Source organism: Streptomyces sp. P5F9 (genome assembly GCF_057961495.1).
In genome coordinates this window covers 1-12,019 of sequence record NZ_JBXVPZ010000302.1, presented here as the reverse complement: position 1 = coordinate 12,019, position 12,019 = coordinate 1, and the positions used below count along the sequence as shown (strand labels likewise).

10 protein-coding genes and 1 pseudogene are annotated in these 12,019 nt (G+C 70.4%); 5 read left to right on the top strand and 6 right to left on the bottom strand.

The window, feature by feature from the left end; all coding sequences use genetic code 11:
* From AC31A1_RS35025 to AC31A1_RS35015, 3 genes and pseudogenes are all read right to left on the bottom strand, one after another.
* Positions 1 to 1,086, bottom strand: a pseudogene (locus AC31A1_RS35025) (nickel transporter); the annotation flags it as partial.
* Positions 1,083 to 2,792 carry a tetratricopeptide repeat protein gene (locus AC31A1_RS35020; protein WP_489657173.1) on the bottom strand — a complete coding sequence of 570 codons (1,710 nt, stop codon included), beginning with the start codon at positions 2,790 to 2,792 and terminating at the stop codon, positions 1,083 to 1,085. The gene AC31A1_RS35020 and the pseudogene AC31A1_RS35025, both read right to left, overlap by 4 nt.
* Before the next feature lie 162 nt (positions 2,793 to 2,954).
* Positions 2,955 to 4,496 carry a DUF4331 domain-containing protein gene (locus AC31A1_RS35015; protein WP_489657172.1) on the bottom strand — a complete coding sequence of 514 codons (1,542 nt, stop codon included), beginning with the start codon at positions 4,494 to 4,496 and terminating at the stop codon, positions 2,955 to 2,957.
* Between the two features lie 229 nt (positions 4,497 to 4,725).
* On the opposite strand from AC31A1_RS35015, the gene AC31A1_RS35010 reads away from it, so the two are divergent.
* The 3 genes from AC31A1_RS35010 to AC31A1_RS35000 all read left to right on the top strand — a co-directional run bounded on the left by AC31A1_RS35010 (position 4,726) and on the right by AC31A1_RS35000 (position 6,499).
* Positions 4,726 to 5,268: a sigma-70 family RNA polymerase sigma factor gene (locus AC31A1_RS35010; protein WP_489657174.1), complete on the top strand. Its 543-nt coding sequence runs from the start codon at positions 4,726 to 4,728 to the stop codon at positions 5,266 to 5,268.
* Positions 5,265 to 6,104: an anti-sigma factor gene (locus tag AC31A1_RS35005; RefSeq protein ID WP_489657171.1), complete on the top strand. Its 840-nt coding sequence runs from the start codon at positions 5,265 to 5,267 to the stop codon at positions 6,102 to 6,104. Before AC31A1_RS35010 ends, AC31A1_RS35005 begins: the two co-directional genes overlap by 4 nt.
* Before the next feature lie 128 nt (positions 6,105 to 6,232).
* Entirely contained in the window at positions 6,233 to 6,499 is a 267-nt protein-coding gene (locus tag AC31A1_RS35000) for a hypothetical protein (protein WP_033286328.1), read from the top strand.
* 42 nt (positions 6,500 to 6,541) lie between these two features.
* On the opposite strand, the gene AC31A1_RS34995 is transcribed toward AC31A1_RS35000, so the two are convergent.
* Positions 6,542 to 7,750 (bottom strand): CaiB/BaiF CoA transferase family protein, encoded by a 1,209-nt coding sequence (locus tag AC31A1_RS34995; RefSeq protein ID WP_489657170.1) that lies wholly within the window; start codon positions 7,748 to 7,750, stop codon positions 6,542 to 6,544.
* Between the two features lie 83 nt (positions 7,751 to 7,833).
* Here AC31A1_RS34995 and AC31A1_RS34990 point away from each other — a divergent pair, with 83 nt between their 5' ends.
* A complete protein-coding gene (locus tag AC31A1_RS34990; protein ID WP_489657169.1) occupies positions 7,834 to 9,480 on the top strand; it encodes an amidohydrolase in 1,647 nt (548 codons plus the stop codon).
* A gap of 4 nt (positions 9,481 to 9,484) precedes the next feature.
* Here the strand turns inward: AC31A1_RS34990 and AC31A1_RS34985 are convergent, their stop codons facing one another.
* Both AC31A1_RS34985 and AC31A1_RS34980 read right to left on the bottom strand, forming a co-directional pair.
* The gene (locus AC31A1_RS34985) at positions 9,485 to 10,267 is read right to left on the bottom strand and encodes an ABC transporter permease (RefSeq protein ID WP_489657168.1); all 783 of its coding nucleotides are present in this window, start codon (positions 10,265 to 10,267) and stop codon (positions 9,485 to 9,487) included.
* On the bottom strand, positions 10,264 to 11,232 hold the full coding sequence (locus AC31A1_RS34980) for an ATP-binding cassette domain-containing protein (RefSeq protein WP_489657167.1): 969 nt from the start codon (positions 11,230 to 11,232) through the stop codon (positions 10,264 to 10,266). The genes AC31A1_RS34985 and AC31A1_RS34980 overlap by 4 nt, the downstream gene beginning before the upstream one ends.
* Positions 11,233 to 11,295: 63 nt before the next feature.
* Between AC31A1_RS34980 and AC31A1_RS34975 the strand changes: the two genes are divergently transcribed.
* A complete protein-coding gene (locus AC31A1_RS34975; RefSeq protein WP_489657166.1) occupies positions 11,296 to 12,018 on the top strand; it encodes a TetR/AcrR family transcriptional regulator in 723 nt (240 codons plus the stop codon).
* Position 12,019 lies beyond the last annotated feature (1 nt).

Genomic DNA, 12,019 nt, shown 5'->3' with positions numbered 1-12,019 from the left:
GTGGGGATGCGGCCGGGGGTGTGAAGTGGCTTGCGGGCGTGGGCGGTTGCGCCAGGCGCGGCGTACGAGGTTGGCGCCGGCGAAGAGCACCAGGACGCCGCTCGCGATGCCCAGCCAGGCGATCACCGACGGGGTCGCGGCGGAGCCTGCCGTGACCAGGAGGCCCAGGGCGACCACGCCGAGGGTGTGGGTGACGGTGACCGACGCGGCGAGGGGGAGGACGTCCTTGAGCCGGGCGCGACCGCCCCGCGCGGCCGCCGTGGCCGCCATCAGGGTCTTGCCGTGACCGGGCGCGAGCGCGTGCATCGCGCCAAGGGCGACGGCGATGAGCAGCGAGAGCGCGGCGAAGCCGACCGTGAGGTGGTGGCGGGCCACGATGTTGTTCAGGGCCTGCGTCCAGCGGTCGGCGCCGCGCGGCAGCACGGAGGCGGCGGGCGGTTCCGACGTGGACTGATCGGCGTCGGTGAGGGCCGGTCCGCCGGGGCGCGCGTGCAGGGACGCGGTCGTGGTGTCGGCGGGGGAGGAGAGCAAGTCCTTGGGATAGCCGGTGAGTTCGTGCGAGATCGACTTCTTCGCCACATCCGACTTCGTCAGCGTCATCCGGTCGGCGCGCGCGGTGATCTCCCGCCAGCCCGGGCCGGTGGTCAGCCCCGCGCTGTGGAAACCGAGGGTGACTGTCTTGCCCTTGGGCAGCGCGGCCGTCGAACTGCACTCCACGCGCAGGGTGTTGAGCCCGGCCTGCCCGGGACGCAGCCGCGCGGTACTGCTGCCGGGCGTGAGAGCGACCGTACGGCCGTCGACGGTGACCTTGCTGCCCTCGGCGGCCTTGTCGCACCGCTGCCGGGCCCACTCGGTCATGCCCAACTGCTTGATCTCCGGCTTCACTTGGGTCGCCGGGATCTCGGCGAGGTCCTCGATGTGCGTGACGCGCAGCCGGCCCGGGGCGACGACGAGTCCGTCGTAGCGGTTGACGGTGAAGTTGCCGAGGGGGTGCGCGCTAGCGGCGGCCGTGGGGACCAGGAGGAGCGCGCCGGCGGCGGTGAGGACGGCCGCCGCGGAAGCCAACAGGCGGCGGACCGGCGTCACTTGGTCGCCTCCAACGCCTTACGGGCCTTGCTCGCGCCCAGCGGCGAGAACCCCGGGTTCAGCTTCAGGGCCTTGGCCAGGTGGGCGCGGCCGTCCGCCTTGTGGCCGGTGGCGAGTTCGATCATGCCGAGGTGGTAGATGAACGAGGCGTTGTGGTAGTTCGTGGCCGTGGCCCGGCGGGCGTAGGGGAGGGCCTCCTTGTCGAGGCCGTTGACGTGCAGGGCCCAGGCGAGGGCGTCCGCGGTGTGCACGGTGTGGCGGCGGGCCCATTCGGCGCGGGCTGCCTTCAGGGCGGACTTGATGTTGCCGTGGTCGGCGGCGGCGAGCGCGGTGTCAAGGTCGGCGTTGACGCCGTTGGCACGGGCCAGCGCGATCCAGGCGTCGACGAGCGCGTACTGGTCGTCGGCCTTCGCCCTGTCGCCCGCGGCGCCCCGGCTCTCGTACAACTCGCCGAGTTCCACGAGGGGTTGGGGCAGCGGGTAGCGGGAGACGACCAGCTCCATGCCCTTGATGGCCTCCGCGCGGTCACCCAGGGCGGCCTGGGCGCGGGCGCGGCCCTCCAGGGCGGGGAGGTAGTTCTCGTCGGCGGCGAGGGCGCGGCCGTAGTCGTTCAGGGCCGTCTTGTAGTCGCCCTGGTTCCAGGCGAGTTGGCCGAGCGTGCCGGCCACGTACGAGATGTCGCCGGGGGAGGTGGCGGCCGCGAGGGCCTGCTCCAGGACCTTGCGGGCCGTGGTCACGTCACCGCGCAGCTCGTGCACGTACGCGTACCGGGTGAACACCGGGACGCCGGGCTTGCGGGCGTCGGCGAGGTCGGCGGCCTTCTCCGCGTCGGCGTAGCGGCCGAGTTCGACGAGCGCGTCGATACGCGAGCACAGGGCGCGCTCGCTGTACGGGTTCTCCTTCAGCACCCGGTCCGCGTAGGTCAGCGCCTCCGCGAACTCGTGCCGGGCGGCGGCGAGCGCGGCGCGGCCCTCCAGGGCGTTCTCGTTGCCGGGCGAGATCTTCAACGAGCGCTGCAACGCGGCCTGCGCCTGCGGATACCGGGACGGGTCGCCCTTCGTCCTCGCCTGCTCCACATACGCAAGGCCGAGCGTCGCCCACCCGTCGAAGTCCTTGGGCTGCGTGCGCAGATGAGCCTGCAACGAGGCGATGCTCGCGTCCAGACTCCCGCTCGCCAGCAACTCCGGCGACACGGCACTGGACGCGGCGACCGCGGTGGCCCCGCTGTCCTTCGCCGCGCCGATGGCGATGGCGCCGGCGGTCATCGCGACGGCCAACAGGGCGGCACACCCGGCGAGTTGAACGGTTCGCCAGCGGCGGCTCGCGGCGGCCACTCGGCGTACGGCGGCGATGCGTTCGTCGCCGAGGTGGGGGTGCGTGTGGCTGTGGGGGGCGGTGGAGCCATCGGCATGGTCGTGATCGCGGTCGTGGTGATGGTCGTGATCGTGGTCGTGAGAGTGGCCCGGCTCATCGGCGTCGCCGTGCACGGGAGTCGGGGCCTGGTCCGCGTCGTCGACCGCGGCCTCGGAGGCCTCGGTGTCCGCGTCCGCGTCCCGCTCACCCTCCGTCCCGGCGTCCTCCTTCGTGCCGCCCTCGTCCTCGCCCCCCGAGTCGTCGCCCTCTTCCCACAGTCGCTCCCACTCCCGCTGTGTCGCCGCCGGCTGCTCGTCCTCCGTCGGCTTGTGGTCGTTCTCGCGCGGGGCCATGCCGTTCCTCCATCGCCTGGGTGGTTCCGTGGATCTGCGGATCGGTGGATACGTGGGGATACGTGGGTCAAGTGCCGTACTGCTCAAGGAAGTCGCGACACGGGGTGGCGCGGCCCGCACCGTGGGGGAAGGTACTGTGCGGGCCGCGCCAGTTCAGGGGGTTCAGTACGGGCGGTGGGTCATCCGGCGGCGCCACCACGCGACGGCCGCGCCGATCAGCAGGACGCCGGCGACACCCGAGGCCGCCGACGCGACCATCAGCATCATGTTGTCGCTGCCGGAGGACGAACCCGCAGGCTGCAACGCGTCGCCCAGCTGGTTCTTGACGTCGCTGCCGCTGGTCGTGCCCTTGGCGAGCGGGCCGCGGGAACCCGAGGTGGGCTCGGCGACGTACGGGAAGTACTTCTCGAAGCCCTTGTCGTTCTTGTCGACGGCGTCGCCCAAGTCGTTCTTGGAACCGACGAGTTCACCCTCCATGACCTGGAGCGCCTCGTCGATCACGTCGTCGGTGAGCCGGCGCCCGTTCGGGAAGCCCGCGGTGTCGCCGTCCAGGACACCGAGGCGCTTGGGGTGCGCGGCCGGCGCGATCGACGTGTTCAGGCGCAGCATCTCCGACGGCTTCGCGTACGGCTGAAGCGTGTTGAGGTCCTTGACGCCCGTGAGGAACACGCTGACGAGGTCGTTGCGCGGCTCGCTCGGCGCCTTGATCTTGTAGATCGACTCGATGAGCTTCGGGATCTCGGGCTCGGTCACGTTCTTCAGGAACTGCGCGTCGTCCTTGGGCTCGGACGCGTTGAACTTGTCCTTGTCCTTCTGCGGGTTGACGACCTCGTTGACCAACGGGTTGCCCAGCCGCGAGACCTGCGTGTAGTAGCCCTTGGCGTTCTTGCGCTGGGTCGTGGAGTAAATACCCACGGTTGGGCGGGACTTGGACTGCCGGATCAGGTCGTTCGGCACCTGGAGGGCGATCGTGTTGACGTTGTAGCCCTTGAGGGTGTCGTTGCCGACCTCGCTCAGGTTGCCGCCGTAGAGCAGGTCGAAGACGCGCAGGTCCGCGAAGAACGGGTCGTCGGCCTGGCCCGCGAAGGTCGCGCCGCCGTTGGCCGTCTTGTAGATCGCCTGGGAGCGCAGCTTCGCGTAGTCCGGCATCGACGCGTCGCCGACGTCCGAGGGCGCCGCCGGGATGTCGTCGGCGACCTTCGTCTCGGAGACCGCCTTGCCCTTCTTCAGCTTGATCAGCTCGATGTCGTACGACTGCGTGATGTTGAGGTCCGGGTCGGTGAGGCTGGTCACCGGACCCGTGTTGTAGAGGAACGTCTTCTTGTTCTTGATCTGTGTGCTGAAGGTGTAGCGGAAGATGAAGTCGTCCAGCGCGTCACCGTTGTTGTCGATGTGCAGGTCGTACTGGGCGTCGTCAGCGAACTGGTAGAAGTTCGGGCCGCCGGCGGGCTCCTCGAACGGGATCCAGTTCGCCACGATCGTCGTGGTGTCCGGCTTGTCCGGGCTGACGAACGCGTAGAGGTCCGTGTTGTCGTACTGGGGGGTCCCCGAGATGAGGGGCGCCTCACGGTGGGAGGAGGCCGAGGCCACTCCCGGTTCCAGCGCGGCCGTACCGGCGGCTGCGAGCCCCCCGGCGGCCAGCGCGCCACATACGAGGGCCGCGAGCTTCCTGCGTCCCGCACCGCTCCTGGAGATAGGTGTCATGCCGTCCGTCCTCAGTGCCAACTTGCCTGACGCACGGTGATTCGGAGCAGGTGCCGGGACGGATTGGTCAAACCTGAAAAGTTTTTTTGGCGCCTTCCAATCCGTCCCTTGACCCGCGTTTTGGGCGCGCTGATCCGTAACCCATCCGTAGAGGTGTTCGCTACGAACGCCTCGTGTGACGGGATGTGATGAGGGGATGGGCCGCGTGCGGTCGAAGAGTGGGGGACGGGTGGAGGCCGACGAGCTCCTGGTGCAGGTGGCGGCAGGTGATCAACGGGCCTTCGAGGAGCTGTACGGACTGGTGTCCGGGCCGGTGTTCGGACTGGTGCGCCGGGTGGTGCGCGACCCGGCGCAGTCCGAGGAGGTGTCGCAGGAAGTGCTGTTGGAGATGTGGCGGTCCGCCGCCCGCTTCGACCCCGGCCGGGGCAGCGCCCTGTCCTGGGTCCTCACCCTCGCCCACCGCCGGGCCGTCGACCGGGTGCGCAGCGCCCGCGCGGCCGGCGAACGCGAGCAGCGCGAGGCCCGTCGCTCCCACCACCCCGCCTTCGACCAGGTGACCGAGGAGGTCGAGGCAGGCATGGAACGGCAGTTGGTGCGCCGCTGCCTGGACCGCCTCACGGCTCTGCAACGGCAGTCCGTCACCCTCGCCTATTACGACGGCTATACGTACCGTGAAGTGGCCGAGCGGCTCTCGCTGCCGCTGGGCACGGTCAAGACCCGCATGCGTGACGGACTCACCCGGCTGCGCGACTGCCTGGGAGGTGTCGCATGAGCATCCTCGCCCGACTGTTCGGCCGGGGGGATCTCCACTCGCTCGCGGCCCCCTACGCCCTGGACGCCCTCGAACCCGGCGAGCGCCGCCAGTTCGAGAAACACCTCAAGGGCTGCGACCGCTGCGCCGAGGAGGTGCGGGCCATGACCGAGGACGCGGTCCGCCTCGCCTGGTCCACGGTGGCCCAGCCGCCGCTCGCCATGCGCGACCGCGTGCTGGCCGCCGTACGGCAGACCCCGCAGGAGCCCGGACCCCTACGGGAACATGTGCGAGAACCACAGGCGCGGGAGTACACACCCCGGCTGCCGGCCCATGTGTGGGGCACACAGCCGCAGGCCTCGCGCGCCCGCGTACCCCAACGGCGCCCGTTCTTCGTGCCGTTCGCCACCGCTACGGCCACCGCCGCCCTCGTCGTGGCCTCGCTCTTCGCCGTGCAGGCGAACAAGACACAGGACAAGCTGGACGCCGCGCAGGCGCAGTCACGTGACATCGCACACGTTCTCGCAGCTCCCGACGCCCGTGCGACCACCGGCGCGGACACCGCGGGCCGGAGCATCGGCGTGATCGCCTCCGCCTCGGAGGGGCGCGCGGTCGTCACCCTGAGCGGGTACGGCGCGCTGCCGAGCGGGCGCGTGCATCAACTGTGGCTGATGCGCCCCGATGTGCAACCGCGCTCCCTCGGGCTCTTCAAGGACGACACGCCCTTGATCGCCACCGGACTCGACAAAACTGCAACATCACTCGCAGTGACCGTCGAGCCCGACGGAGGCTCAGCACAGCCCACAACGCAGCCAGTTGTCCAACTCGCCCTGAAATCGGTTGGATTCGGAGAGTAATCAAGGAGGGGTCGTCAACACCCTTACGGGGAAGGTGAATCCCGAGACCTCGATACACGAGTGCTCGGTTGGGGCGATAGGGTTACCCTGCCCGGGCCGGGTGGAGTCGTACGCGGGTGGGGAGTGACATGGAACAGATAGTGCGCAGCAGGGCAAGGGTCCCTGCGATCACGTGCGGGAGCAGCGCGACCAGTTCGCGTCTCGACCGCCATCTCTCAGTGCTGGGCGGCCCCGTCGTCCCGCAGCGCGAGACGGCAGAGGCGACCTCGCTGATGCGTGAGCTGACCTCGCGTGACACCACGCAGGAACGCAGTGCCACAGGTACCCGAGTGAGCCGGGTCAAGCTCTTCGCGCCGCTGCGCAGGCTGCGCCGTTCGCTCTTCGGCGGGCGCTGAGCAAGTCCTCGGCGTCCCCGGGGAGTTCCCGGGGGCCCGCGCTCAGGCGACCACACCGTCCCGGCGCAGTGCTGCGATCTCTACGTCCGCCATCCCCACGGCATGCAGCAGCGCCACGGTGTGCTCCCCGAGCGCGGGCACGTCGCCCATCCGCGCCTCGCCTCCGCCCGGCAAGGTGATGGGCGGCAGCAGCGCCCGCAGCGACCCGACCGGCGAACCCACCTGCCGCCACCGCTCCCGGGCCGCCAACTGCGGGTGCTCCGCCAGCTGTTGTACGTCCCTGAGCCGCGCGCAGGCCACACCCGCGCGCTCCAGCAGCCCCACGGCCTCGTCGGCGCCGAGCCCACCCAGCGCCTCACCGACGAGGCCGTCGGTGCGCTCCCGGTTCACGACCCGCGCCGCGTTCGTGGCGAAGTCGGGATCGGTCCCCAACTCGGGCCTCTTCATGACCTGTTCGGCCAGCCGCCGCCACTCCCGGTCGTTCTGCACCGACAGCAGCACCCGCCCGCCGTCCGCCGTGGGATAGGCGTCGTACGGCGCGATGACGGCGTGCGCAAGTCCCGTGCGCGCCGGGGGAGTTCCGCCGTGCATCGCGTGATGCAACGGATGCCCCATCCACTCCGCGAGCGAGTCCAGCATCGACACCTCGACGGGCCCACCGCACCCGGTCGCACCCCGGCGCACGAGCGCCGCGAGCACGCCTGAGAAGGCGTACATGGCCGCCGCGATGTCGGCGGCCGGAATCCCCGCCTTCACGGGCTGCTCCGGCGTTCCGGTCACCGACACCAGCCCCGCCTCGCACTGCACGAGCATGTCGTAGGCCCGCTTGTCGGCGTACGGGCCGCTCGGGCCGTACCCGGAGATGTCCACGGCGACCAGCCGAGGATGCGCCGCGCACAGCGTCGCCGAGTCCAGCCCGAGCCGGGCCGCGGCTCCGTGCGCGAGATTCTGCACGAACACGTCGGCGTCGGCGACGAGTTGACGTACGACGTCCAGCCCGCGCGGATCCTTCAGATCCAGCGCGATGGACTCCTTGCCCCGGTTGCACCACACGAAGTGCGAGGCCAGACCGCCGGCCGCCGTGTCGTAACCGCGTGCGAAGTCACCCCCGTCGATCCGCTCGACCTTGATCACCCGGGCGCCGAGATCGGCGAGCTGGCGGGTGGCGAAGGGGGCGGCGACGGCCTGCTCGACGGCGACGACGGTGATGCCCTCCAGGGGCAGCGGCAAGGGCTCCATGCCGGGGATCATGTCCCGAGCCTGACACCTTTGTCATGTGGGGAGCATGATTCGTATGGCCGATGCACCGATCCCCGCCGCTCCCGGAGGCGCACGTGTGTGACCCCCACGACCAGCACGAACACGAGACGACGACCGCCGGCGACCCGGTGATGGCGGCCTCCGCCCACACCACCGTCCCGGCCTACGTCCCGCCCGCGGGCCTGGCCCGGGACAGCCCCGCCAAGACGACCGCGCTGGACTGGATAGCGGAGCACACGGACCGGATCACCGCCCTCAACTCCGAGATCTGGGAGCACGCCGAACTCAGCCTGCGCGAGTGGAACTCGTCGCTCGCCGAGGCCGCGTTCCTCGAACAGGCCGGATTCCAGGTCGAGTTCGGCACGGCCGGCTTCCCCACGGCTTTCACCGCGACCTTCTCCCACGGCACCGGCGGCCCGGTCCTCGGCTTCAGCGGTGAGTACGACGCGCTGCCCGGCCTCTCCCAGCACAGCGGCGTCGGCCACCACGACCCGCGCGAGTACGTCCACGACCCGTTCGCACCCGGCTACGGCCCCGGACACGGCTGCGGCCACTGCGTCCTCGGCACGGCGGCGGCAGCGGCCGCGGCAGCCGTGGCGCAGGCAGCACGACGGCACCAACTCCCGGTCACCGTCAGGTTCTTCGGCTCGACCGCCGAGGAGAACCTGATCGGCAAGACCTACGCGGTCAGCCAGGGCGTCTACGACGGCCTCGACGCCTTCCTCGACTGGCACCCCTCGACCTCCAACGCCACCGGCTGGGGCACCAGCACCGCGATGACGGCGGTGACCTTCACCTTCTTGGGCGTGGCAGGTCACGGAGGTCATCCCCTCGGCAACAAGAGCGCGTTGGACGCGGCCGTGATGATGGCGACCCTCTCCGAGTTCCTCCGCGAGGAGAGTGTCGCGCCGAGCGGACGCCTCCACTGGGTGATCAACAACGGCGGTGACATCCCGAACGTCACCCCCGAGATCGCGGAGATCAGTTACTACGTCCGCGAAGGCAGCCCCGCCCGCGTCCAGGTCCTCCTCGACAAGGTGATCGCCGTCTCCGAGGCGGCGGCGAAGGCCTCGCAGACATCGGTACGGCACCGCATCACCGCCGCCTGCTGGAACCAACTCCCCTCCAGGGCCTTCGCGGAGCTGATGTACGACAACATGCGTCAGCTCGGCCCGCCCGAATTCACCGAGGAGGCACAGCAGTTGGCGCGGGACCTGCAGGAGTCCCTCGGCCTTCCGCAGAAGGGCCTGCACACCGAGATCGCTGAACTCGCCCCGCCCAACCCCGTGTTCCTGGGCGGCGGTTCCACGGACGTCGCCGACATCAGCTGGAACGTGCCGACCGTCTCCATGGGCGCCGCCCTCGCCCCCATCGGCAGCAAGCTGCACACCTGGGCCCTCACGTCCTGCGCGGCGTCGGCACCCGGCCGGGCAACCGTCATCGCCGCCGCCCGATACCTCACGGCGACGGCGATCGACCTCCTCACCCAGCCGGAACAACTCAAGGCGATCAAGGACGAGTTCAAGGAGCGTACGGAGGGCGTCGCATGGCGGACGGCGCTGCCCGACGGCTACGAACCGCCCATGTACGAACCCCCGGAGTGGTTCCTGGAGAGGACCGGCCAGACCTGGCCACCGGCCAACATCACCTGGCCGCCCCAACGGGTGGTGTCCCAGGAGAAGTTCTCGTCCTTGGGGCCCGAACTGCCGCCTCAGCGGTAGCGGTTCACCGCTCGCCGTGCCCGTACCGGTGCACGGCGAGCGGAGCGAACACCGCGATCAGCACGGCGCACCACGCCAGCGAACCGGCGATCGGATGGGCCACCGGCCAGGCGGCGCCCTCGGGGACGGGGGAGTTGCCGAACAGGTACCGCAAGGCCGTGGTCACCGCGCTGATGGGGTTCCACTCGGCCAGGGTGCGCAGCCAGCCCGGCAGCCGGTCCGTCGGGATGTACGCGTTGGACAGCAGCGGCAGCATGAAGGTCGCGCTGCCGAGCTGACCGGCGGCCTCCTCGCTGCGGGAGACGAGGCCGAGCAGGATGCCGACCCAGGCGCAGGCGAACCGGAACAGCAGCAACAGGCCCACGGCAGCGGCGGCTTGGAGCGCCGAGCCCTCGATCCGCCAGCCCACCGCGAGGCCGACCAGCAGGAACGGCACGGTGCCGGCCGCGGTGACGACGAGGTCGGCGGTCGCCTGCCCGAGGGGAACGGCCGCCCTGCTCATCGGCAGGGTGCGGAGGCGGTCCGTCACGCCCCGGTGCGAGTCCTGGGCCGCCTGGAACATGCCCGTCATGATGCCGTTGGCGGCGGTCGCGACCAGCAGGCCGGGGACGAGGTAGGAGCGGTACGCGTCACCCGGCATCGCGAGTGCGCTGCCGAAGACGTACCCGAAGAACAGCAGCATCGTGATCGGCATGGTCTGGGTGAGGATCACCAGCGCCGGGTTGTTCCGCACCCGCCGCAACTGCCGGCCGAGCATCGCGGTGCCGTCGTACGCCAGCGTGCTCATGCGGCACGCTCCTCGATGTCGGTGGGGGTGCCCGGCTCCCTGTCGGTGAGGCGGAGGAACACGTCGTCGAGGGTCGGTGGTCGCATGCTCGCGTCGATCAACGGCACACCGGCCGCGTCGAGTTCGCGGACCAGCCGGGGGAGCGTGAGCGTCGGATCGCCGGTGACCGCGCCGACGGCGTTCCGCTCGTGGTCGAACGACGGCTCGGCGCCGGTGAGTTGGTCGAGGACTCCGGCCGCCTTCGCGAGGGCGGCCGCGTGCGCGACGACGACCTCGGCGTACGTCCCGATGAGCGCCTTCAGTTGAGCCGGTGAACCGCTGTGCGCGACCCGCCCCTGATCCACCAGGGCGATGTCGTCGGCGAGTTGATCGGCCTCCTCCAGGTACTGCGTGGTCAGCAGCACGGTCGTACCCTCCCTCTTCAGGTCCCGTACGGCGTCCCAGATCCGGTTCCGGCTGGCCGGGTCGAGCCCGGTCGTCGGTTCGTCGAGGAACAGCACGTCGGGGCGTCGTATGAGACTCGCCGCGAGGTCGAGTCGGCGGCGCATCCCGCCCGAGTAGGTGGACGCGGGCCGGTCGGCGGACTCGGTCAGGCCGAAGCGGTCCAGCAGCTCACCGGCCCGCTCCGCCGGACCCCGCACCCGGTGCAGCCGCGCGAACAGCCGCAGGTTCTGCCGCCCGGTGAGGTCGCCGTCGACCGACGCGTACTGCCCGGTGACGCCGATCCGACGCCGTACGGCCGAAGCCTCCCGGACCAGATCGTGCCCGGCGATCCGCGCGGAGCCCGCGTCGGGCCGCAGCAGTGTGGTGAGCAGCCGTACGGCCGTGGTCTTGCCCGCGCCGTTGGGCCCGAGGACTCCGCAGACCGTGCCCTGCGCCACCGCCAGGTCCAGCCCGCGCACGGCGCGCACAGCGCCGAAGCGCTTCTCCAGACCTTCACTAAGTACAGCGTACGTAGTAGTCATGGGTCGACCATAGCGCACTACGTACGCTGTACGTAACTAGCATGGTGGTCGAGGTGATGATCAATGGCGGACCGAGCGGCCGTACCCGAAGTGATCTGGGCGCGCCCCGAGCGTGCGGGGCGGGGGCCGAAGCCGGCCTTCCGCCGCGTGGACATCGCGGCGGCGGCCGTGCGGATCGCCGACGGTGGGGGGCTGGACGCGGTCTCCATGCGGCATGTCGCAGCCGAGCTGGGGTGCGGGACGATGTCGCTGTACAACTACGTCCCCCGCAAGGAGGACCTGTACGAGCTGATGGTGGACGCGGTCAGCGGCGAGCACGAGTTGTGGGAGCCGTCGGGGGACTGGCGGGCGGACATGATCCGGGTCGCGCATCAGACGCGGACGCTGATGCATCGGCATCCCTGGCTGCCTCGGCTGATGTCACCGGTGTATGGCTTCAGCCCCAACGCGCTGCGGTATCTGGAGCACTGCCTCGCCTGTCTCGATCCGGTCGAGGCGTCGTACGGCACGAAGATGCAGCTCGTCGGGCTGCTCAACGGGGTTGTGACGATGTATGTGAGCAATGAGCTGGCGACTGCTGAGCGGTCTCGGTCGTTGCCGTGGTCCGAGGAGCAGGAGAACGCGGTGCGGATCGCGTACCTGGGGAGTCAGATCGCGGGTGGGGCGTATCCGCGGATGGCTGCGGCGTTCATGGAGGATCCGGGGCCTATTGATCTGGATGCGGTGTTTGATATGGCGTTGGGGAAGGTTTTGGACGCGTTTGCGCCGCGGGGGGATGGGGCGTAGG